The following is a 21,837-nucleotide window of genomic DNA, read 5'->3' as shown; positions in this document are numbered from 1 at the left end:
GGCCTCGGGACGGCTCACATCGAGCCGCACTTGCCCTCGCCGCACTTGCCTTCGGCGGCCTTCTTCTTGTCGGCGCCGCACTTGCCTTCCTTGTGCGCCTTCATTTCCTCGGCGGAGATGTAGCCGTCGCCGTTGGTGTCGTGCATGGCGAACTTGTCGGTCTTGCCGCCGTGCGCGGCGGCGAACTCGGCGCGGGAGATGCGGCCGTCCTTGTCGGTGTCCATCTTGTCCATGCCGCACTTGCCCTCGCCGCACTTGCCTTCAGCTGCCTTCATGTCGGCGCCGCACTTGCCTTCGCCGCACTTGCCCTCCTGGGCCTTGTCGCCGGCGCTGGCGCCGACCATGTAGCCCTGGCCGAGCGATTCCATGCCGAAGGCGGAACCGGAGAGGGCCAGGCCGCCGACGAGCGCGGCGCCGAGCGCGAGGACGACGGGTTTCTTGTTGCTGGACATGAGCATTGCCTCCGTGAATGCGGGCCTGACCCGCGTAGGGGTGAACAGCGGTCGGGAATGCTAGCGCGGCTGGCCGCGCGGGGCAGTGCCATCGGTCCTGCCGCGGCCTGCCCGGTTCCCGGCGGGAGATACGGTGCCGGGGCGGGTGCGGATGCAGCGTGATGGCGGCGGAGGCGGGAAGCGGGGGGCGCCGGGCCGCGGGGCGGCCCGGTGCGGCCGGAGCGCGGCGGCTGGACGTCAGCCGACGGTGTTGGTCGCGTCGCGCTTCTCGCGCGGCGGCAGCAGGTCGTCGCCGTGGACCAGGAACCACACGTTCTCGGCGATGTTGGTGGCGTGGTCGCCGATCCGTTCCAGGTTCTTGGCCATGAACAGCAGGTGCGTGCACGGGGTGATCGCGCGCGCGTCCTCCATCATGTAGGTCAGCAGCTCGCGGAACAGGCCGGTGTAGAGGGTGTCCAGCTCGGCGTCGCGGGCGCGGATGCGCTGCGCGGACTCGGCGTCGCGCCTGCCGTAGGCGGCGACCACGTCGCGCACCTGCTGCACCGCCAGCCGGCCGAGCGCGTCCAGGCCGCGGGTCTGCGGCAGCGGTGGGGCCAGGTTGAGCGCCATCGAGCGCTTGGCGATGTTGGCCGCGTAGTCGCCGATCCGCTCGACGTCGGCGGCGATCCGCAGCGCGGCCAGGATCTCGCGCAGGTCGCGCGCCAGCGGCCCGCGCAGGGCCAGCTTCATCACGTCGTGGCTGACCTCGTGCTCGAGCGCGTCGATCGCCTCGTCGTTGGCGACGATGCGCTCGGCGGCGCGGTCGTCGCGGCGGGCGACGACGTCGAGCGCGGCCTCGAGCTGGGCCGCGGCCATCTCGCCCATGCGCACCAGCTCGGCCAGCAGCCGGCGCTGTTCCTCGTCGTAGCTCTTGACGATGTGGTCGTGGGGGGTGTTCATGCACGGCTCCTGGGGCTGTAGGTTGCCGTCCCTGGCGCAATGTTCGCGGTTTCGGCTGACTCCGGCCCGGCCATCCATGGCCGGGCGTCCGGCAGGCCGCGCGGCAGTGCCGCGCAAGCCGCCTGCCTCACCCGAATCGGCCGGTGATGTAGTCCTCGGTCTGCTGCCTGGCCGGCCGGGAGAAGATGGTCTCGGTGGCGCCGAACTCGACCAGGTCGCCCAGGTACATGAATGCGGTGTAGTCGGACACGCGCGCGGCCTGCTGCATGTTGTGGGTCACGATGACGATGGTGTAGCTGCGCTTGAGCTCGTCAATCAGCTGCTCGATGCGGCCGGTGGAGATCGGGTCCAGCGCCGAGGTGGGCTCGTCCAGCAGCAGCACCTCCGGCCGCAGCGCCACCGCGCGGGCGATGCACAGCCGTTGCTGCTGGCCGCCGGACAGGCCCAGCGCGCTGCGGTCGAGCTTGTCCTTGACCTCGTCCCACAGCGCGGCCCGGCGCAGCGCCTCCTCCACGCGCGCGTCCATGTCCGCGCGCGACAGGCGCTCGTGGTGGCGGATGCCGTAGGCCACGTTCTCGTAGATGGTCATCGGGAACGGCACCGGTTTCTGGAACACCATGCCGACCTTGCTGCGCAGCCGGTTCAGCGGGTACTTCGGGTCGAGCACGTTCTGCCCGTCCAGCAGCACCTCGCCGCGCGCGGTCTGCTTCGGGTACAGGGCGTAGATGCGGTTGAACACCCGCAGCAGGGTGGACTTGCCGCAGCCGGAGGGGCCGATCAGCGCGGTCACGCGCCGTTCGGGGACCTCCATCGAGATGCCCTTGAGCGCGTGGAAGCGGTCGTAGAAGAAGTCCAGGCCGCGTGCGGCGAGCTTGACCCGCGGCGGCGCCGCGATGTCGGCGTCGCGCGTGTGGTGGGCGACGGCGATGTGCAGGTCGTTCATGGCGGGGGTCCGCGAGAGGTCAGTCATGGGCGATCCTGCCGCGCAGCACGATGGCACGGGCCAGCAGGCTCACCGCGAGCACGAACAGGGTCAGGACGAAGGCGCCGGCCCAGGCCAGGGCGTGCCAGCTGTCGAACGGGCTCATCGCGTACTGGAAGATCACCACCGGCACGTTCGCCATCGGCTGCAGCAGGTCGGTGGTCCAGTACTGGTTGTTGAGCGCGGTGAACAGCAGCGGCGCGGTCTCGCCGGCGATGCGCGCCAGCGCCAGCAGGATGCCGGTGACGATGCCGGGCAGCGAAGCGCGGTACAGCACCTGCAGCGTCACCTTCCACTGCGGCACGCCGAGCGAGAGCGCGGCCTCGCGCATCTGCGCCGGCACCAGCCGCAGCATCTCGTCGGTGGTGCGCACCACCACCGGCAGCACGATGAAGCCCAGCGCGATCGCGCCGGCCAGCGCGGAGAAATGCCCCATCTGCGCCACCACCAGCGTGTACACGAACAGGCCGAGCACGATGGACGGGGCCGAGAGCAGGATGTCGTTGACGAAGCGCACCGCCTCGCCGATCCACGCGCCGCGCGCGTACTCGGCGAGGTAGGTGCCGGCGAGCACGCCGATGGGGGCGCCGAGGGCCACCCCCAGCAGGCTCATCGCCGCGCTGCCGAAGAAGGCGTTGAGCATGCCGCCGTCGTCGCCGGGCGGCGGGGTCATCTGCGTGAACAGCTCCAGGTCGAGCGCGGCCAGGCCCTTGCCCAGCGTGGTCCACAGGATCCACACCAGCCAGAACAGGCCGAACGCGGTGGCGAGCACGGCCAGCACCTGCGCGGCGAGGTCCTTGGCCCGGCGGTAGCGGTACAGGGCGGCGGACATCAGCGCCCCTCCCGCTTCGCCATGCGCCGCAGCATCAGGCGCGCGACGGTCAGCACCACGAAGGTGACCAGGAACAGCACGAAGCCGAGCGCGATCAGCGCCGAGCGGTACATGTCGGAGTCGGCCTCGGTGAACTCGTTGGCGATGGTGGCGGCGATCGAGTTGCCCGGCATCAGCAGCGAGGCGGTCAGCTCGTGCGCGTTGCCGAGCACGAAGGTCACCGCCATGGTCTCGCCGAGCGCGCGGCCCAGGCCAAGGAAGATGCCGCCGATCACCGCCGAGCGGGTGTAGGGCAGGACCACGTCCCAGACCACCTCCCAGCGTGTGGAGCCGAGCGCGTAGGCCGATTCCTTGAGCCGGCCCGGCACGGTCAGGAACACCTCGCGCATCACCGAGGAGATGAACGGGATCACCATGATCGCCAGCACCAGCCCGGCGGTGCCCATGCCCAGGCCGAGCGGCGGGCCGGAAAACAGCGCGCCGACCAGCGGCCACTGCCCCATGTGTTCGTCCACCCACGGGTACACGTGCTCGCTCAGCAGCGGCACCAGCACGAACAGGCCCCACATGCCGTAGATGATCGAGGGAATGCCGGCCAGCAGCTCGATCGCCGCGCCCACCGGCCCGCGCAGCCAGCGCGGCGCGATCTCGGTCAGGAACATGGCGATGCCGAAGCTCACCGGCACCGCGATCAGCATCGCGATCAGCGCGGTCACCACCGTGCCGTAGATCGGCACCAGCGCGCCGAAGTCCTGCTGCACCGGGTCCCAGGCATCGCGCCAGAGGAAGCCGATGCCGAACTTCTCGAACGCCGCGCGCCCACCCCAGAGCATGGACAGGGCGGCGGCGGCGAGCGAGACCAGCACGAACAGGCCGGCGGCGGCGACCAGGCGGCGGAAGCGGCGGTCGGCGCGCGCGTCGCGCAGTTCGCGCGAGTCCTCGGCGGCGGGCAGGGCGGTGGCGTTCATGCGCAGAGGGTCGTGGAAGCGGTCAGACCTTGATCTCCGCCGCCCAGTACGCCTCGATCTGCTGCACCAGCTCCGGCGGCAGCGGCACGTAGTGCAGCGCCTCGGCCTGCGCGGCGCCGTTCTCCAGCGCCCACTTGAAGAACGCCAGCGCCGCCTGCGCGCGCTCCGGGCTCTTCGGCTGCTTGTGCATCAGGATGAAGTTGGTGGCGGCGATCGGCCACGCGTCCTGGCCGGGCGCGTTGGTGATCACCAGGTGGAAGTCCCTGGCGTTCTTCCAGTCGGCGGTGGCAGCCGCGGCCTGGAACGAGGCGATGCTCGGCTGCACCCAGTTGCCCGCCGCATTCTGCAGCTGGGTGTGGGCCATCCGGTTCTCGGTGGCGTAGGCCAGCTCGACGTAGCCGATCGCCCCCTTGATCTGCTTGACGTAGGCGGCCACGCCCTCATTGCCCTTGCCGCCGATGCCGGTGGGCCAGTTCACCGAGGTGCCTTCGCCCACCTGCTGCTTCCACTCCGGGCTCACCTTCGAGAGGTAGTTGACGAAGTTGAAGGTGGTGCCCGAGCCGTCCGAGCGCTTGACCACGTTGATCTTGGTGGCGGGCAGGGCCAGGCCGGGGTTCAGCGCGGCGATCGCGGGGTCGTCCCACTGCTTGATTTTGCCGAGGTAGATGTCCGCCAGCACCGGGCCGGTCAGGCGCAGCTGGCCCGGCGCCACGCCCGGCAGGTTGACCACCGGCACCACGCCGCCGATCGCGGACGGGAACTGGGCCAGGCCGGCGGCGGCCAGCTCCTCCGGCGGCAGCGGCTTGTCGGAGGAACCGAAGTCCACCGTGCCGGCCTTGATCTGGGCGATGCCGCCGCCGGAGCCGATGGACTGGTAGTTGATCTTGTGGCCGGTGGCCTTGTGGTACTCGTCCGACCACTTCGACAGCAGCGGATAGATGAAGGTGGCGCCGGCGCCGGTGATCTCGGCGGCCACCTCGTCACCGGCGGCGGGCGCGTCGGCCTGCGCAGCCGGGGCCCGGTCCTGGCCGCCGCAGGCGGCGAGGGCGAGCGACAGGGGCAGGGCGAGGGCGAGGAGGCGGAGCGAACGTCGGGTCATGGGCGGATCCGGAAAAGTGCCGGTGCTTCGGCGGCGCGCCCATGGTGTGGCGGTTTTGTGACATGACGATGACATCGCGGGGCGGCGGACATCGCCGGCCCGCAAGCGACGACGCGGGCCCTGCGGCCCGCGTCGCGGCGATCCCGGGGAGAGAGGGCCGGGAATCAGAACTTCAGGTTCGCGGCCCAGTAGGCCTCGATCTGGCGCACCAGCGGATCCGGCAGCGGCACGTAGTCGAGCGCCTTGGCCTGGGCGTCGCCGTTGGCGTAGGCCCAGCGGAAGAACTCGATCACGGCCTTGGCGCGGGCCGGGGCCTTGGGCTTGCGGTGGACCAGGATGAAGTTGGCGGCGGTGATCGGCCACGCGTTCGCGCCCGGCGCGTTGGTCATCACCAGGTGGAAGTCCTTGACCTTGCCCCAGTCGGCGCTGGCGGCGGCGGCCTGGAAGGTCTCGTCCGAGGGCAGCACGTAGTTGCCGGCGGCGTTCTTCAGCCGGGTGTAGGCCATCCTGTTCTGCAGCGCGTAGGACAGCTCGACATAGCCGATCGCGCCCTTGATCTGCTTGACGTAGGCGGCAACGCCCTCGTTGCCCTTGGCGCCGATGCCGACCGGCCAGCTCAGCGAGGTGCCCTCGCCCACCTTCTCCTTCCACTCCCGGCTCACCTTCGACAGGTAGTTGGCGAAGTTGAAGGTGGTGCCCGAGCCGTCGGAGCGGCGCACCACGGTGATCCGCTGCGGCGGCAGCTTCAGCCCGCCGTTGCTGGCGGCGATGCGCGGGTCGTCCCAGCGGGTGATTTTGCCGAGGTAGATGTCGGCGAGCACGTCCGGGTCGAGCTTCATGGCCCCGGCCGCGACCCCGGGCACGTTGACCACCGGCACCACGCCACCGATCGCCGACGGGAACTGGACCAGCCCGTTGGCGGCCAGCTCCTCCGGCGGCAGCGGCTTGTCGGAGGAGCCGAAGTCCACCGTCTTCGCCTTGATCTGGGCGATGCCGCCGCCCGAGCCGATGGACTGGTAGTTGACCTTGTGCCCGGTGGCCTGGGCGTAGTCGGCCGACCAGCGCGAGAGCAACGGGTAGATGAAGGTCGCGCCGGCGCCGGTGATCTCGGCGGCCTGCGCCTGCAGCGTGACGCCGGCGGCCAGGGCCAGCGCCACGAGGCGGAGCTTGAGCGAGCTGAACACGATGGACTCCTGTGGATGCACACGTCGGGACGGGCGGCCCCGGTCGCGGCGCATTGCATAACCGGGGAATGACAGGCGTGTGATCGCGGGATGTCCGGGATGTGACACTGCCCGGCGGAGGTGCCGGCGCTTCGTCCCGGCTCCTGTGGCCGCGGCCTGTCATGCTGTGGTCATCAACCGGGCGTCTACTGGCGCCCGATGACCGCCGGGCGGCCGGGGCCGTGCCGGCGGCAGCTCGCATCCCGCCTTCATTCATTTCCACCTACCGGGGAGTTTTTCGCATGCGTGTTTCCACCCTGGCCGCGGCGCTCGCGGTCGCCCTCGCCAGCACCGGTTTCGACGCCGCGGCCGCCGACAACCGCGACGCCGAGATCGCGGAACTGAAGGCGCAGCTTGCCGCGCTGCAGGCCAAGATCGAGGAACTGGAGGCGCGCACCGACGCGCAGTCCGAGGTCAACGTCGAGACCGCGCGGCAGCTCGACACGCTCGCCACCGGCTCGACCAAGGTCGAGACCAAGGGCGGGATCAAGGTCACCTCGGCCGACAACAAGTTCGAGGCCTCGCTCGGCGGCCGCATCCACTTCGACGCCTACGCCTTCGACCGCGACCTGGCCAACACCACCGGCACCACCGACTTCCGCCGCGCGCGCCTGACCCTGGCGGGCAAGGCCTTCGGCTGGGAGTACAAGGTCGAGCAGGACTTCGCCGCCGGCACCAACCTCGATGGCCTGCGCGACCTGTACATCGCCCGCAACGTGCTCGGCGGGAAGATCACCATCGGCCATTTCAAGCCGTACCGCTCGATGGAGGAGCTGACCAGCTCCAACGAGATCCTGATGATGGAGCGCCCGTTCGCCTCGGCCAGCGGCCTGTTCAACGGCCGCCAGTTCCAGCAGGGCGTGGGCTATCTGCGTGCCGGCAGCAACTACACCGCCGGCCTGTCGGTGTTCAACCTGCGCGGCGCCTCCGGCACGCGCAACGAGGGCGTGGGCGCGGCCGGCCGCGTCACCTTCGCCCCGATCAACACCGAGACCCGCACGCTCCACTTCGGCGGCTGGGCCAGCGTGGAGGACCTCAACAAGGATTCGCCGAACGTGACCGCCTCGGTGGCCTACGCCGGCCGCCGCGGCCCGTCGCTGACCATCGCCACCGTGACCGGCGCCAGCGGCGACAAGGTCACCGCCTACGGCCTGGAGGCCGCCGGTTCGTTCGGGCCGCTGTTCTTCCAGGGCGAGTACGTCAACGCGACGTTCGAGCGTCCGCTCGGCGGCGACCAGGACGTGGCGACCTACTACCTGCAGGGCAGCTGGCTGCTCAACGGCGGGCACAAGCCGTACAAGGCCGGCACCGGCGTGTTCGGTTCGCCCAAGGTGGCCGACCGTGGCCTGTGGGAGCTGACCGCGCGCTACGACCACATCGAGAACAAGGACGTGAACAACCTCGAAGCCAACGCATGGCTGATCGGGCTGAACTACTACGTCAACCCGAACCTGCGCTTCATGTTCAACTACACGCAGGGCGACAACGAGCTCACCGGCGACGAGACCGGCCAGTACGCGCTGCGCACCCAGTTCTCGTTCTGAGCCGCGGACGACAGGCCGCGCCACCCGCGACGCCCCGGCCCTGCGCCGGGGCGTTCGCGTTTGCGTCACCGCGAGGTCAGTCCGCCGGGGCCGGCGTCTTGTCCGGGTAACGGCACAGGTCGCGGATCGGGCAGCGCGGGCAGTCCGGCTTGCGCGCCTTGCACACGTAGCGGCCGTGCAGGATCAGCCAATGGTGCGCGTGCCGGCGCCAGTGCGGCGGTACCCGTTCGAGCAAGGCCTCCTCCACCTGGCGCACGGTGCGGCCCGGCGCGAGCCCGGTGCGGTTGGCGACCCGGAACAGGTGCGTGTCCACGGCGATGGTCGGTTCGCCGAACACGGTGTTGAGCACCACGTTGGCGGTCTTGCGGCCCACGCCCGGCAGCGCCTCCAGCTCGGCGCGCGTGCGCGGCACCTGGCCGCCGTGCCGCTCGATCAGTTGCCGGCACATCGCGACGATGTTGGCGGCCTTGGCGTTGTACAGGCCGATGCTGGAGATGTAGCGCTTCAGACCGTCCTCGCCGAGGGCAAGGATCGCCTCCGGCGTGTTGGCCACCGGAAACAGCCGGCGCGTGGCCTTGTTCACGCCCACGTCGGTGGCCTGCGCCGACAGGATCACCGCCACCAGCAGTTCGAACGGCGTGGAGTACTCGAGCTCGGTGGTGGGCTCGGGGTCCAGTTCGGCCAGGCGCGCGAACAGCTCCTCGATCTCCGCCGGCGTGAGCAGGCGGCTGCGGCGCGTGGGGCGGCGGCGGCGGGCGCTGCGGGCGGTCCGGTTCATGGCTTGCGGCGCTGGGCGGCCCGGGCCTTGGCGCGCGCGAGCGCGGCGGCGGCCGCCGGCGGCAGCGACGGTGGACCAGTGGTTTCCGGCGCCGGCGTGCGGCGTGCTGCGCGTTCGGCCGCGCGCAACGCCAGCCGCGCGGCGCGCGCACGATGGCGTTCGCGCGCGGCGAGCGCGCGCCGGCGTGCCTCGCGGGCCGCCTGCACCGTGGCGCGGCAGGCGGGCGCGCAAGCGGCGCAGGCGATGTCCTGCAGCAGGCCGGCTTCGATCGCGGCGTCGAGGTCGTCCTCGCGCAGCGCCGCCGCGATCGCGTGCGCGGCGCTGTCGGCGGCGCATCCGCAGGCGGGGCAGGCGGGCGAGGCGGTCATGCGGGGGCGCGGGGATGCGGGCCGTCCGGGGTCACTTGCCGGAAAACGCCGGCTTGCGCCGCTCCAGGAACGCCTGCGTGCCCTCGCGCATGTCCTCGGTGGCGAACATCAGGCCGAACTGCGCGCTTTCGTATTCGAGCCCTTCCTCGATCCCGCACTCGCCGCCCACGGCGATGCAGTCGAGGATCCCGCGCAGCGCCAGCGGCGCGGCATTGGCGAGCTGCTGGGCGAGCTTCATCGTCTCGGCCTCGAGTTCGGCCGCGGGCACCACGCGGTTGACGATGCGAAGCTGCAGCGCGCGCGCGGCGTCCACCGGCGCCCCGGTCAGGCACAGCTCGAGCGCGGCCGCGCGGCCGGCCAGGCGCAGCAGGCGCTGGCTGCCGCCGAAGCCGGGGATCAGGCCGAGGTTGATCTCGGGCTGACCCACCTTGGCGGTGTCGGCGGCGATGCGCAGATGACAGGCCATTGCCAGCTCCAGTCCGCCGCCGAGCGCGAAGCCGTTGATCATCGCGATCACCGGCTTGGGCATCTTCTCGATCCGGCGCATCAGGCGCTGGCCCTTGAGCGAGAAATCGCGGCCCTGCACCGGGGTGAGCGTGTTCATCTGCGCGATGTCGGCCCCGGCCACGAACGCCTTCGGGCCGCTGCCGGTGAGCACCACCACCCGCACCGAATCGTCGTCCGCGGCGGCCGCGAAGGCGGCGTCGAGCGCGTCGAGCGTGGCGGCGTCGAGTGCGTTCAGCTTGTCGGGGCGGTGCACGGTGAGCACACGGACGGCGCCGTGGTCGGCGCGGAGCAGGGGGGTGTCGGACATGGGCTTCCTGGCGTTCGAGGGGACTGCGGCCACGGGAACTTCCACGCGGCGGTCCGGTCGGAGGGGTGGTCGTCAGTGGCGATTAAGCCGGGCGGCCCTTATCCTAGCCCGTCCTCGGCCCGCCGAGGCACCGTTCCGGGCGGCGCAGTCGCCCATTTCCCGATGCGAGGTTCCATCCGAATGAAGTTCCGTCTGCTCGCCGCCGCGGTTGCGGCATCCACCCTGACCGCCGGCGTTGCCGTGGCCCAGGACATGACGTCCGACAAGGGCAAGCTGAGCTATGCGTTCGGCTACGACTACGGCCAGTCGTTGCAGCAGTTGATCGCCCGCGGCGAACAGATCGACATCAACTCGCTGATCAAGGGCATCCAGGACGCGCACGCCAAGAAGCAGCCCGCGCTCACCCCCGAGCAGCTGCGTCCGGCGATCGAGGCGTTCCAGAAGCGCGAGGAGCAGCGTCTGGCCCAGGCCCGGGCCGAGTTCGAGAAGCTCGCCGCCGAGAACAAGAGCAAGTCGGACGCATTCCTGGCCCAGAACAAGACCAAGCCCGGCGTGACCACGCTGCCGAGCGGCGTGCAATACCGGGTGATCGAGACCGGCAACGGCGCCAAGCCGACCCAGGCCAGCAGCGTGCAGCTGCACTACAAGGGCTCGCTGGCCGGCGGCCAGACCTTCCTCGACACCTATGCCGCGCCGCAGGGCCAGACCGCCAATCCGGTCACCCTGAAGGTCAGCGAGATCCCGCTCGCCGGCCTGCGCGAGGCGCTCCTGCTGATGCCGGCCGGTTCGCGCTGGGAAGTCGTGCTGCCGGCCGACAAGGCCTACGGCAACTCGCCGCAGTCGCCGATCGGGCCGAACCAGGCCGTGGTGTTCGACGTCAAGCTCCTCAGCGTGAAGTGACGTTCCGGCGTGCGTCCGCCCGCGGGCGCACTTTCGCCGACGTGACGATGCGTCCTGCCCGCAACGCCGGCCCAGTGCCGGCGTTGCCGCTTCCGGGGCGCGCTGTGGTTGAATGCATGCGATGAACGTGACCTTCCGTGCCGTGCTGAGCCCCTGCATCGGGGTGTGCGAACTCGACGATGACGGCCTGTGCCGTGGCTGCCGGCGCACCGTCGCCGAGATCGCGCACTGGACGCAGATGAGCGACGACCAGCGGCTGCGGATCATGGAGGTGGAGCTGCCGCAGCGGTGCGCGGAGCCCTGCTGATGTCCGTCCCCGATCCGCTGCGCCTGGCCGACGCGCTGCATCCGCTCGTCGCGCCGCCCGGCGGGCCCGGGTGGAATGCAGGGGAGTTCGAGGATCTGCTGGCGCTGGACGCGTTGCGCGAGGCTGCGGTCCTGCTCGGGTTGGTGGAACGCGCCGACGGCTGGCAGGTGTTGCTCACCCGGCGCACCGACGTGCTGCGCCACCATGCCGGCCAGGTGAGCCTGCCCGGCGGCCGGATCGAGCCCGGCGACGCCGACGCGGTGGCCGCCGCCCTGCGCGAGACCCACGAGGAAACCGGGATCGCGCCGACACTGGTCGCCCCGCTCGGGTTCCTCGACCCGCTGTGCACGATCACCGGCTTCCGGGTGCTGCCGGTCGTGGCCACGATCGCGCCCCACTATGTGGCCCGGCCGCACCCCGGGGAGGTGGCCGAGGTGTTCGAGCGGCCGCTGTCGTTCCTGCTCGACCCGCGCAATCTGCACATGCGCGAGATGGAGTACCGCGGGCGGCCGCGCCGGGTGCCCGAATTCGTCAATACTGGCGACCCCCGGCAGCGGATCTGGGGCGTGACCGCGATGATCCTGATGAACCTGCGCGCGCGCCTGGAAGCCGCCGCTCCCTGATCCCGACAGGAGGAGCCCGCGATGGCCGGCTGGAACACCCTGGTGCAGGCCGAGACCCTGGCCGTGGCGCTCGGCCGCGCCGATCTCGCGATCGTGGATTGCCGGTTCTCGCTGGTGAACCCGGGCGCCGGCGAGAGCGAATACCTGCGCGGCCATCTCCCCGGCGCGGTCTACGCGCACCTGGAGCGCGATCTGTCCGACATGGGCAAGACCGGCCAGGGCCGCCACCCGTGGCCCGAAGCCGCGGCCTTCACCGCCCGGCTGGGCGCCTGGGGCATCAGCCCCCGGCACCAGGTCGTGGCCTACGACGACGGCGATGGCGCGTTCGCGGCGCGGCTGTGGTTCCTGCTGCGCGCGCTCGGCCACGAGAAGGTGGCGGTGCTGGATGGCGGCTGGGCGCGCTGGACCGTGCTTGGCCTGCCGGTGGATTCGCAGGTGCGGCCGCCGACGCCGGCGCGCTACGTCGCCGAGTTCGACCGGTCGCGGCTGCTCGACGCGGACGCGGTGCAGGCCCGGCTCGCCGCCGGCGACGTGCTGATCGACGCGCGCGCCGCCGAGCGCTTCCGCGGCGAGAGCGAGACCATCGACCGGGTCGCCGGCCACGTGCCCGGCGCGCGCAACCGGCCCTACACCGAGAACCTGCATGACAGCCGCTTCAAGCCGCCCGCGCAGCTCGCCGACGAGTTCCGCGCCCTGCTCGGCGGCTGTCCGCCCGAGCGCGCGATGGTGATGTGCGGTTCCGGCGTCACTGCCTGCCATCACCTGCTGGCGATGGAACGCGCCGGCCTGCGCGGCGCCAGCCTCTTCACCGGCTCCTGGAGCGGCTGGATCAGCGACCCGTCGCGTCCGGTCGCGACCGGGCCCTAGCAGGCTGTTTTTCGACAGCCTGCCAGCGCTACTTGCCCAGCCGCGCGACCAGGGCGCGCAGGCCGGCCTGGGTGTCGGGCTGGTACCAGGCGTCGAGGAAACGGGGCAGGGCGATGCGTTCCGGCGCCAGCGCGGCGACCACGTCGGCGCGGGCGATCGCGCGCGTGGCCAGCATCGGCTGGCGCGGCAGCGCCAGCACCCGCCGCAGCCACGCCAGCGCGGCGGCGACGGTCGCGCCGCTTTCCACCACCGCATCCACCAGGCCGAGCGCGTGCGCCTGTTCGGTGGTCACCAGTTCGCCTTCCACCAGCAGCCGTTCTGCGCGCTGCGGGCCGACCACGCGCGCCATCAGTTGCTGGATCCCTTCCGGCGCGACCAGGCCGACCTGGGTCTCGTTCAGGCCGATGCGGTACGGCTTGTCCGGTTCCGGCGACCGCGCCATCGCCCGCCAGTCGCAGCACAGCGCCAGCACGCAGCCGCCGGCAGGCGCGTGCCCGTCCAGCGCCGCCGCCACCGGCACCGGGCTCTGCGCCAGCGCGCGCGCGGCGCGGAAGAACGCCTCCCAGGCCGCGGCCAGCGCGGCGCGGTCCTCGCCCAGCGAGAGCAGATAGGGCACGTCCAGCCCGCCCGAGAACACCTTGGGGCCGCCGGCGAGCACCAGGCCGCGCGCGCCGTCCGCCACCGCCGCGTGCACCGCGGCCTCGAGCTGCGCGCACAGTTGCGGGTCGAGCGCGTTGACCGGCGGGCGCGCCAGGCGCAGGACGATGATGTCGTCGTGGGCGATGCGTTCGATCAGCGTGGACATGGGCGCTCCGGGCCGGTGGCGGTGAGCCGGTATCATAGGCCGATGCGTCGCCTGCGCTTCGTCCTCTGCCTCCTCGTCCTGCTCGCGCCGGCGGCGCAGGCGAGGGAATGCCTGCCGGAAATCCGCGAAGGCTGGATCCGCCTGCTGCCCGGCGGCATGCCGATGCACGCGGGCTTCGGCCGCATCGTCAATGCCTGCAGGCGGCCGGCGGCGATCGTCGGCGCGCGGAGCGACGCCTATGCCGAGGTCGAGCTGCACGAGACGCGCGTGGTCGAAGGCGTGAGCCGCATGCGCCCCGTGCCGCGGCTGGCGCTCGCGGCGCGCGGCAGCGCGGAACTCAAGCCCGGCGGCCTGCACCTGATGCTGATGCGGCCGGCCTCGCGCATCGAGCCGGGCCAGCGCATCGTCATCGAATTCCGCCTTGCCGACGGCCGCCGCGTCCGCGGCGAGTTCGTCGCCCGCAGCCCGTGACCACGGTACGTCGGGGATAGTGGAAGAAAAGCTTTTTGCCACGGATTGACACGGATGAACGCGGATCAAAACCTTTTTAAGGCTTTATCCGTGTGTATCCGTGTCAATCCGTGGTTGAAATTTATACCAACCCGACCGCGTCAGGCCGGAGTGCAGGCGGCGCGGACCGCCTCGGGCAGCGGCGCGGCCTTGCCGGTGTCCTTGTCTATCCAGACCATGACCACGTTGCCGTCGGCGTAGAGCACGCGCTCGTCGCCGGCCTGCAGGATGCGGTGGCCGATGGTCAGGCTGGTGGTGCCCAGGCGCTCGACGAACAGTTCCACCAACACCTCGTTCGGCCATTCGATCGGGCGCCGGTAGTTGACGTTGGCGGCGGCGACCACCGGCGCGACATGCTCGTCGAGCCACTCGCCGGGGATGGTCACCATCCAGCGCAGCCGCGCCTCCTCCAGGTAGGAGAGGAACTTCGAATTGTTGACGTGGTTGAACGCGTCCAGGTCGCGCCAGCGCACCGACAGCGGCACGCGGATCAGCGGAACCGGCGGCGCGGATGCGACGGCCGCGGAGGCCGGCGCGGCGGGGGCGGGGGATGCGGCCGCGGCGCGCTCCCGCCGGCGCGGCGCGCGCGCCGGCCGTTCCGCGGGCGCTTCCGGAGCCGGTGCCGCGCCGTCGTCATGGGCGGGGGCGGCGGGCGCGGAAGCGGGCTTGCGCCGGCCGCGGCGGCGGCCGGACGGGCTGCGGGTGTCGTTCATGCGGCGGACTTCTTCTTGGTCTGGCGTTCCAGGCCCAGCACCCGGGCCAGGAACCGGCCGGTGTGGGAGTGGGGCACGCGCGCGAGTTCCTCGGGCGTGCCGGTGGCGACGATCTCGCCGCCGCGGTGGCCGCCCTCGGGGCCGAGGTCGATCACCCAGTCGGCGGTCTTGATCACGTCCAGGTTGTGCTCGATCACCACGATCGTGTTGCCGTCGTCGCGCAGCTTGTGCAGCACCGCGAGCAGGTGCTCGATGTCGTGGAAATGCAGGCCGGTGGTGGGCTCGTCGAGGATGTACAGGGTGCGTCCGGTGTCGCGCCGCGAGAGCTCCTTCGACAGCTTGACCCGCTGCGCCTCGCCGCCCGAGAGCGTGGTCGCCGGCTGGCCGAGCCTGATGTAGCTCAGGCCCACGTCCATCAGCGTCTCCAGCTTGCGCGCGATCGCCGGCACGTTCTCGAACAGCGCCAGCGCGTCCTCGACCGTCATCTCCAGCACGTCGTGGATGCTGTGGCCCTTGTACAGGATCTCCAGCGTCTCGCGGTTGTAGCGCTTGCCGTGGCAGACGTCGCAGGGCACGTACACGTCGGGCAGGAAGTGCATCTCGACCTTGATCAGGCCGTCGCCCTGGCAGGCCTCGCAGCGGCCGCCGCGCACGTTGAACGAGAACCGCCCCGGCGAGTAGCCGCGCGCGCGCGCCTCCGGCACCTGCGCGAACAGCTCGCGCAGCGGGGTGAACAGGCCGGTGTAGGTGGCCGGGTTGGAGCGCGGCGTGCGCCCGATCGGCGACTGGTCGATGTCCACCACCTTGTCGAACAGGTCCAGCCCGTGCACCTCGCGGAACGGCGCCGGCTTCATGCTGGCGCCGTTGATCTCGTTGGCGGCGAGCGCGAACAGGGTGTCGTTGATCAGGGTGGACTTGCCCGAGCCGGAGACGCCGGTGATGCAGGTGAACAGCCCGGTCGGGATCTCCAGGTCCACGTGCCTGAGGTTGTTGCCGCTGGCGCCGAGCAGCCGCAGCATCATCTTCTGGTTCGGCTTGTGCCGGGTGGCCGGCACCGGGATCTGCTTCCTGCCGCTGAGGTACTGGCCGGTCAGCGAGCGCGGCGACTCGAGGATGTCCTCGAGCGTGCCCTGGGCCACGATCTCGCCGCCATGCACGCCGGCGCCGGGGCCGATGTCCACGATGTGGTCGGCCAGGCGGATCGCGTCCTCGTCGTGCTCGACCACGATCACCGTGTTGCCGAGGTCGCGCAGGCGCGTGAGCGTGCCCAGCAGGCGCTCGTTGTCGCGCTGGTGCAGGCCGATGGACGGCTCGTCGAGCACGTACATCACGCCCACCAGGCCGGCGCCGATCTGGCTGGCCAGGCGGATCCGCTGCGCCTCGCCGCCGGAGAGGGTGTCGGCCTTGCGCTCGAGGGTGAGGTAGTCGAGCCCGACGTCCACCAGGAACTTCAGCCGCTCGCGGATCTCCTTGACGATCTTGGCCGCGATCTCGCCGCGCCAGCCGGGCAGCTGCAACTGGCCGAAGAACGCCAGCGCCTCGTCCACCGGCATGGTGACGATGTCCGGCAGCGGCCGGTCGGCGACCAGCACGTTGCGCGCGCTGCGGTTCAGGCGCGCGCCGCCGCAGTCGGTGCAGGGGCGTTCGCTGATGTACTTGGCCAGCTCCTCGCGCACCGCGGCCGATTCGGTCTCGCGGTAGCGGCGCTCGAGGTTCGGGATGATGCCCTCGAAGCGGTGCTTGCGCTGGGTGCGGCCGCCGGACTCGGTGAGGTAGGTGAAGGTGATCGCCTCCTCGCCGCTGCCGAACAGCACCGCCTGGCGGATCTCCTCGTCCAGCTCCTGCCACGGCGTGTCCACGCCGAAGCCGTAGTGGCGGGCCAGCGAGGCGATCATCTGGAAGTAATAGACGTTGCGCCGGTCCCAGCCGCGCACCGCGCCGGCGGCCAGCGACAGGTCCGGGTGCACCACCACCCGCGCCGGGTCGAAGAACTGCGACACGCCCAGGCCGTCGCAGGAGGGGCAGGCGCCGACCGGGGAGTTGAACGAGAACAGGCGCGGCTCGAGCTCGGGCAGCGAATAGTCGCAGACCGGGCAGCTGTACTTGGAGGAGAACAGCAGCGGCTCGGCCTGCGGGTCGTCGAGCGACTGCACCGCGGCCATGCCGTCGCCCAGGCGCAGTGCGGTCTCGAACGACTCGGCCAGGCGCTGCTTGAGGTCCTCGCGCACGCGGAAGCGGTCCACCACCGCCTCGATGGTGTGCTTCTGCCGCAGCGCCAGCGGCGGCACGGCGTCTATCTCGTACAGCGCGCCGTCCACGCGCACGCGCACGAAGCCCTGCGCGCGCAGCTGCTCGAACACCTGCGCGTGCTCGCCCTTGCGCTCGCGCACCACCGGCGCGAGCAGCATCCAGCGCTGCTCGGCCCGGGCCGGATCGCCCGCCAGCGCCAGCACCTGGTCCACCATCTGGCTGACGGTCTGGGCCTCGAGCGGGTAGTGGTGGTCGGGGCAGCGCGGGGTGCCGACGCGGGCGTAGAGCAGGCGCAGGTAGTCGTAGATCTCGGTGATGGTGCCGACCGTCGAGCGCGGGTTGTGCGAGGTGGACTTCTGCTCGATCGAGATCGCCGGCGAGAGCCCCTCGATGTGGTCCACGTCGGGCTTCTCCATCACGCTCAGGAACTGGCGGGCGTAGGCGGAGAGCGACTCGACGTAGCGGCGCTGGCCTTCGGCGTAGATGGTGTCGAAGGCGAGCGAGGACTTGCCCGAGCCGGACAGGCCGGTGATCACGATCAGCCGGTCGCGCGGCAGGTCGAGATCGATGTTCTTCAGGTTGTGCGTCCGCGCGCCGCGGACACGGATGTAGTCCATCGCCATCGGATCGGGGGTGTCCGGCTGGTGAACGGGGAACAGTGCAGCCTAGCGAGTCGGCCGGGGCGGGGCAAATCGCACCGACACCCACTCTGACCGGGCCGCGTCTCGAGGACTGCGATCCATATGCATCCGGGCGAGGGGCCGGACTCGTCGTCCCGGCGCAAGCCGGGATCCATTCAGCTGTTGCTCCCCCGCATACCGGGCCCGGGACGACCACTCTCCCCGCCAATGACACCGGCCCTGGGGGGGCGGCCCCAGGCCGACCCCAGGCCGACCAGCCTCCCCCGCCACCCGCCCCGCCCGCGGTTGACCCTAACTCCCTGAAACCCCTACAATTCCGCTTCTGCCCGTGCTCCCGCCGGGCAGGCGACCACGATAACTACAGAGGAATGCCTGGTCATGTACGCAGTTCTGGTCACCGGCGGCAAGCAGTACCGCGTGATGCAGGGTGAGACGCTGCGCGTCGAGAAGCTCGACGCGGAAGCCGGCAGCGAGATCACCTTCGACGACATCCTGATGCTGGGCGACGGCGAGGGCGTGAAGGTCGGCGACGCGCTGAAGGGCGCCACCGTCACCGCCAAGGTCGTCGGCCACGGCCGCGCCGAGAAGGTGCGCATCGTCAAGTTCCGCCGCCGCAAGCACCATCGCAAGCAGATGGGCCACCGGCAGCACTACACCGAAATCCAGATCACCGGCATCGCCGGTGGCAGCAAGTAAGGAGAAGCCGCCATGGCACACAAGAAGGGCGTAGGTTCCTCGCGCAACGGCCGCGACTCCAACCCGAAGTACCTCGGCGTCAAGCTGTACGGCGGCCAGGCGGTGCAGGCCGGCAACATCATCGTCCGTCAGCGCGGCACCCAGTTCCATGCCGGCCCCGGCGTCGGCCTCGGCCGCGACCACACCCTGTTCGCGCTCGTGGACGGCGTGGTCCAGTTCGACACCAAGGGCCGCGAGAAGCGCCGCACCGTCAGCGTCGTCCCGACGGCGTAAGGCGTTCCCGGTTCCCGCGAACGGCCCCGCTTCGGCGGGGCTTTTCGTTTGCCCGCCCCGCGCCGAAGTAAAGTTCCGGGGCGCCCCGCCCCCGCGACCCCGGCCTCACCGGCACGCCAAGACGATTCCGATCCCTGCATGAAACTGGTGGACGAAGCCGAAATCACCGTCATCGCCGGCAACGGCGGCAACGGCTGCGTCAGTTTCCGGCGCGAGAAGTTCATCCCGCTCGGCGGGCCGGACGGCGGCGACGGCGGCGACGGCGGCAGCGTCTGGCTGCAGGCCGACGAGAACCTCAACACCCTGGTGGACTTCCGCCACCAGAAGGTGTTCCGCGCCCAGCGCGGCGAGAACGGCATGGGCCGGCAGATGTACGGCAAGGGCGGCGAGGACCTGGTGGTCACGGTGCCGGTGGGCACGGTGGTCACCAACGTCGAGACCGACGAGGTGATCGGCGACCTGACCCGCCACGGCCAGCGCCTGCTGGTCGCCCGCGGCGGCAAGGGTGGGCTGGGCAACATGCACTTCAAGAGCTCGGTGAACCGCGCCCCGCGCCGGGCCACGCCGGGCGCGGAGGGCGAACGCCGGCAGCTCAGGCTCGAGCTGAAGCTGCTCGCCGACGTGGGCCTGCTCGGGTTCCCGAATGCGGGCAAGAGCACCTTCATCCGTGCGGTTTCGGCGGCCACGCCGCGGGTGGCCGACTACCCGTTCACCACCCTGTACCCGAACCTCGGCGTGGTCAGCATCGAGCCGCACCGCAGCTTCGTGATCGCCGACATCCCCGGCCTGATCGAGGGCGCGGCCGAGGGCGCGGGCCTGGGCATCCAGTTCCTCAAGCACCTGCAGCGCACCCGCCTGCTGCTGCACCTGGTGGACATCGCCCCGATGGAAGGCGGGGTGGAGGGCGTCTCCCCGGTCGAGCAGGTGCGGGCGATCGAGCGCGAGCTGGGCAAGTACGACCCGGCCCTGCTGGAGAAGCCGCGCTGGCTGGTGCTGAACAAGGCCGACCTGATGTTCGAGGACGAGGCCCGCGCGCAGGCCGAGGCGATCGTGGCCGAGCTCGGCTGGCAGGGGCCGTGGTACCTGGTCTCGGCCCTGGGCCGCGAGGGCACCTGGCCGATCATGCTCGACGTGCAGGCCTTTCTCGACCGGCTGCGCGAGGCCGAGCTCGAGGCCCGCGACGAGGCCGGCGCCGCCGATGCCTGAGCCGGCCCGGCAGGCAACAAAAAACCCGGCCGAGGCCGGGTTTTTCGCGCTCGCCGCGAGGGCGGGGTCAGGCGGCGGACTGCAGCGCCTTGATCCGGGCCATCAGCCGGCTCTTGTGGCGGGCGGCCTTGTTCTTGTGGATCAGGCCGCGGGCGCTGTAGCGGTCGAGCAGCGGCTGGGCGGAGGCGAAGGCAGCCTGGGCCCCGGCGGCGTCGTTGGCCGCGATCGCCTTGAGCACCTTCTTCACGGCGGTGCGCAGCATCGAGCGCTGGCTGGCGTTGCGGGCATTGCGCACGACAGCCTGCCTGGCGCGCTTCTGGGCGGACTTGATGTTGGCCACGTCTGGAATCCTGGAAAATGGGCGGAGCGAAGAACCCGAAAGCATAGGGGATTCAAGATGTTGAGTCAAACCAGGGGGCGCGGGCGCCCCGGCCTCGGCGGGACCGGGCGCGCGCCGGGCGGCGGAGGGGCGGCATGAGCCGGCACGGACTGCTGCGCTCGACCTCGGTGTTCAGCGCGATGACCTTCCTCTCGCGCCTGGCCGGCTTCGCCCGCGACATGCTCCAGGCGCGGCTGTTCGGCGCCTCGCTGGCGATGGACGCGTTCGTGATCGCCTACCGGATCCCGAACTACCTGCGCCGGATCTTCGCCGAGGGCTCGATGCAGATGGCCTTCGTGCCGGTCCTCAACGAGCTGCGCGAGCGCGGCGACCAGGCCGCGTTGCGCGAGTTCATAGACCGCATGGCCGGCGCCCTGTTCGCGGTGGTGCTGGTGGTGGTGGGGATCGGGATGCTGGCGGCGCCGGCGGTCGCGGCGGTGTTCGCGCCGGGGTCGCTGGACGAGCCGGAGAAGTTCGCGCTGATCGCGCAGATGCTGCGCATCACCTTCCCGTACCTGCTGTTCATCTCGCTGATGGCGCTGGTGGCCTCGGTGCTGAACAGCTTCGGCCGGTTCGCGCTGCCGGCGGTGACGCCGGTGCTGCACAACCTGGTGGTGATCGCGGCCATGCTGTGGGCGGCGCCGCACTTCGCCGAGCCGGTGAAGGCGCTGGCCTGGGGCGTGCTGCTGGCCGGCGTGCTGCAGCTGGCGGTGCTGTGGCCGGCGCTGGGGCGGCTCGGGCTGCGGCCGCGGCTGAAACCGGGCTTCGCCCATCCCGACGTGCGCCGCGTGGCGCGGCTGATGCTGCCGACGCTGTTCTCGTCCTCGGTGGCGCAGCTCAACCTGCTGGTGGGCACGGTGTTCGCCTCGTTGCTGGTCACCGGCAGCCAGACCTGGCTGTATCTCTCGGACCGCCTGGTCGAGTTTCCGCTCGGATTGTTCGGCGTGGCGATCGGCACGGTGATCCTGCCGCACCTGTCGCGCCGACACGCGGCCACCGACGCGGACGGCTACGGCGCGGCGCTGGACTGGGGCCTGCGCCTGGCGCTGCTGCTGGGCGTGCCGGCCGCGCTCGGCCTGTTCCTGCTCGCCGGGCCGGCGACCTCGGCGGTGTACCACTACGGCCGGTTCACCGCGCACGACACGCAGATGGCCTCGCTCAGCCTGGCGGCGATGAGCCTGGGCATTCCCGCGTTCATGCTGACCAAGGTGCTCTCGCCGGCGTTCTTCGCGCGCCAGGACACCCGGACGCCGATGCGCGCGGCGGTGACGACGGTGGTCGCCAACGTGCTGCTCACCATCGCCCTGACCACGCCGCTGTGGTGGTTCCGGGTGCCGGGCGCGCACACCGGCATCGCCCTGGCGACCGCGCTCGCCGGGATCGTCAACGCCTGGCTGCTGTGGCGCGCGCTGCGCCGGGACGGGCTGTACCGGCCGCAGCCGGGCTGGGGACGGTTCGCGCTCCAGCTCGTGGGCGGCTGCACGGCGATGGCGCTGGCGGTGTGGGCGCTGCGCGGCTGGGTGGGCGACTGGAACGCCCTGCACGGGCTGTGGCGCTGGTGCTGGCTGCTGGCCGTGATCGGCGCCGGGGCGCTGGTCTATGCCGCCACCCTGTTCGCGCTCGGCCTGCGTCCGCGCGACCTGCGCCACTGAATTCGCCCCTATACTG

The 21,837-nt window shown here is 71.2% G+C and carries 21 protein-coding genes and 2 pseudogenes; 9 read left to right on the top strand and 14 right to left on the bottom strand.

The features are described from left to right. Positions 1-14: 14 nt before the first annotated feature. The 7 genes from FPV26_RS00750 to pstS (FPV26_RS00720) all read right to left on the bottom strand — a co-directional run bounded on the left by FPV26_RS00750 (position 15) and on the right by pstS (FPV26_RS00720) (position 6,456). Positions 15-452, bottom strand: a complete 438-nt coding sequence (locus FPV26_RS00750; protein WP_147651499.1) for an HvfA family oxazolone/thioamide-modified RiPP metallophore — start codon at positions 450-452, stop codon at positions 15-17. Positions 453-689: 237 nt separating this feature from the next. Then, positions 690-1,391, bottom strand: coding sequence for a phosphate signaling complex protein PhoU (phoU, locus tag FPV26_RS00745; protein ID WP_147651497.1), 702 nt, complete (start codon positions 1,389-1,391; stop codon positions 690-692). Positions 1,392-1,518: 127 nt separating this feature from the next. Beyond that, positions 1,519-2,334, bottom strand: coding sequence for a phosphate ABC transporter ATP-binding protein PstB (gene pstB / locus FPV26_RS00740; RefSeq protein WP_147651495.1), 816 nt, complete (start codon positions 2,332-2,334; stop codon positions 1,519-1,521). A gap of 19 nt (positions 2,335-2,353) precedes the next feature. After that, positions 2,354-3,205 (bottom strand): phosphate ABC transporter permease PstA, encoded by an 852-nt coding sequence (pstA, locus tag FPV26_RS00735; RefSeq protein WP_147651493.1) that lies wholly within the window; start codon positions 3,203-3,205, stop codon positions 2,354-2,356. Continuing rightward, positions 3,205-4,173 (bottom strand): phosphate ABC transporter permease subunit PstC, encoded by a 969-nt coding sequence (pstC, locus tag FPV26_RS00730; RefSeq protein ID WP_147651490.1) that lies wholly within the window; start codon positions 4,171-4,173, stop codon positions 3,205-3,207. The genes pstA and pstC overlap by 1 nt, the downstream gene beginning before the upstream one ends. 22 nt (positions 4,174-4,195) lie before the next feature. Continuing rightward, positions 4,196-5,272 carry a phosphate ABC transporter substrate-binding protein PstS gene (gene pstS, locus FPV26_RS00725; RefSeq protein WP_147651488.1) on the bottom strand — a complete coding sequence of 359 codons (1,077 nt, stop codon included), beginning with the start codon at positions 5,270-5,272 and terminating at the stop codon, positions 4,196-4,198. Between the two features lie 164 nt (positions 5,273-5,436). Further along, a complete protein-coding gene (gene pstS, locus FPV26_RS00720) occupies positions 5,437-6,456 on the bottom strand; it encodes a phosphate ABC transporter substrate-binding protein PstS (protein ID WP_246109162.1) in 1,020 nt (339 codons plus the stop codon). Between the two features lie 281 nt (positions 6,457-6,737). On the opposite strand from pstS (FPV26_RS00720), the gene FPV26_RS00715 reads away from it, so the two are divergent. Next, on the top strand, positions 6,738-8,039 hold the full coding sequence (locus FPV26_RS00715; protein ID WP_181952520.1) for an OprO/OprP family phosphate-selective porin: 1,302 nt from the start codon (positions 6,738-6,740) through the stop codon (positions 8,037-8,039). A gap of 76 nt (positions 8,040-8,115) precedes the next feature. Here the strand turns inward: FPV26_RS00715 and nth are convergent, their stop codons facing one another. Genes nth through FPV26_RS00700 form a run of 3 tightly spaced genes read right to left on the bottom strand, consistent with a single transcriptional unit; the run spans position 8,116 to position 9,999 of the window. Further along, positions 8,116-8,817 (bottom strand): endonuclease III, encoded by a 702-nt coding sequence (nth, locus tag FPV26_RS00710; RefSeq protein WP_147651482.1) that lies wholly within the window; start codon positions 8,815-8,817, stop codon positions 8,116-8,118. Next, a complete protein-coding gene (locus FPV26_RS00705) occupies positions 8,814-9,185 on the bottom strand; it encodes a hypothetical protein (RefSeq protein ID WP_246109161.1) in 372 nt (123 codons plus the stop codon). The genes nth and FPV26_RS00705 overlap by 4 nt, the downstream gene beginning before the upstream one ends. A gap of 31 nt (positions 9,186-9,216) precedes the next feature. Continuing rightward, positions 9,217-9,999 (bottom strand): enoyl-CoA hydratase/isomerase family protein, encoded by a 783-nt coding sequence (locus FPV26_RS00700; RefSeq protein WP_147651479.1) that lies wholly within the window; start codon positions 9,997-9,999, stop codon positions 9,217-9,219. Positions 10,000-10,179: 180 nt separating this feature from the next. Here FPV26_RS00700 and FPV26_RS00695 point away from each other — a divergent pair, with 180 nt between their 5' ends. The 3 genes and pseudogenes from FPV26_RS00695 to FPV26_RS00685 all read left to right on the top strand — a co-directional run bounded on the left by FPV26_RS00695 (position 10,180) and on the right by FPV26_RS00685 (position 12,696). Beyond that, positions 10,180-10,899, top strand: a complete 720-nt coding sequence (locus FPV26_RS00695; protein WP_147651477.1) for an FKBP-type peptidyl-prolyl cis-trans isomerase N-terminal domain-containing protein — start codon at positions 10,180-10,182, stop codon at positions 10,897-10,899. 121 nt (positions 10,900-11,020) lie between these two features. Further along, positions 11,021-11,829 (top strand): annotated as a pseudogene (locus FPV26_RS00690) (NUDIX hydrolase). 21 nt (positions 11,830-11,850) lie between these two features. Then, positions 11,851-12,696 (top strand): sulfurtransferase, encoded by an 846-nt coding sequence (locus FPV26_RS00685; RefSeq protein WP_147651475.1) that lies wholly within the window; start codon positions 11,851-11,853, stop codon positions 12,694-12,696. Between the two features lie 28 nt (positions 12,697-12,724). Here the strand turns inward: FPV26_RS00685 and FPV26_RS00680 are convergent, their stop codons facing one another. Then, complete coding sequence (locus FPV26_RS00680; RefSeq protein ID WP_147651473.1) at positions 12,725-13,501, bottom strand: enoyl-CoA hydratase/isomerase family protein; 777 nt, start codon at positions 13,499-13,501, stop codon at positions 12,725-12,727. Positions 13,502-13,543: 42 nt separating this feature from the next. Between FPV26_RS00680 and FPV26_RS00675 the strand changes: the two genes are divergently transcribed. Then, positions 13,544-13,972, top strand: a complete 429-nt coding sequence (locus tag FPV26_RS00675) for a copper chaperone PCu(A)C (protein ID WP_147651470.1) — start codon at positions 13,544-13,546, stop codon at positions 13,970-13,972. 140 nt (positions 13,973-14,112) lie between these two features. Here the strand turns inward: FPV26_RS00675 and FPV26_RS12790 are convergent, their stop codons facing one another. Both FPV26_RS12790 and uvrA read right to left on the bottom strand, forming a co-directional pair. Next, positions 14,113-14,505: an acyl-CoA thioesterase gene (locus tag FPV26_RS12790; protein ID WP_246109173.1), complete on the bottom strand. Its 393-nt coding sequence runs from the start codon at positions 14,503-14,505 to the stop codon at positions 14,113-14,115. Between the two features lie 139 nt (positions 14,506-14,644). Next, positions 14,645-17,597 (bottom strand): annotated as a pseudogene (gene uvrA / locus FPV26_RS00665) (excinuclease ABC subunit UvrA). Between the two features lie 396 nt (positions 17,598-17,993). Between uvrA and rplU the strand changes: the two are divergent. The 3 genes from rplU (at position 17,994) to cgtA (ending at position 19,790) form a co-directional block, all read left to right on the top strand. Next, on the top strand, positions 17,994-18,311 hold the full coding sequence (gene rplU / locus FPV26_RS00660) for a 50S ribosomal protein L21 (RefSeq protein WP_147651464.1): 318 nt from the start codon (positions 17,994-17,996) through the stop codon (positions 18,309-18,311). Between the two features lie 12 nt (positions 18,312-18,323). After that, entirely contained in the window at positions 18,324-18,584 is a 261-nt protein-coding gene (rpmA, locus tag FPV26_RS00655) for a 50S ribosomal protein L27 (RefSeq protein ID WP_147651462.1), read from the top strand. Between the two features lie 138 nt (positions 18,585-18,722). Beyond that, entirely contained in the window at positions 18,723-19,790 is a 1,068-nt protein-coding gene (gene cgtA, locus FPV26_RS00650; RefSeq protein WP_147651460.1) for an Obg family GTPase CgtA, read from the top strand. A gap of 67 nt (positions 19,791-19,857) precedes the next feature. Here cgtA and rpsT read toward each other — a convergent pair whose 3' ends face one another. Then, positions 19,858-20,130: a 30S ribosomal protein S20 gene (gene rpsT / locus FPV26_RS00645; protein WP_147651457.1), complete on the bottom strand. Its 273-nt coding sequence runs from the start codon at positions 20,128-20,130 to the stop codon at positions 19,858-19,860. 134 nt (positions 20,131-20,264) lie between these two features. On the opposite strand from rpsT, the gene murJ reads away from it, so the two are divergent. Then, entirely contained in the window at positions 20,265-21,821 is a 1,557-nt protein-coding gene (gene murJ, locus FPV26_RS00640; protein ID WP_147651455.1) for a murein biosynthesis integral membrane protein MurJ, read from the top strand. The last annotated feature ends 16 nt before the right edge of the window (positions 21,822-21,837 follow it).

The sequence above is a fragment of the Vulcaniibacterium gelatinicum genome, from assembly GCF_008033445.1.
Classification (GTDB): domain Bacteria; phylum Pseudomonadota; class Gammaproteobacteria; order Xanthomonadales; family Xanthomonadaceae; genus Vulcaniibacterium_B; species Vulcaniibacterium_B gelatinicum.
This window is presented reverse-complemented; position numbering and strand designations above follow the sequence as displayed.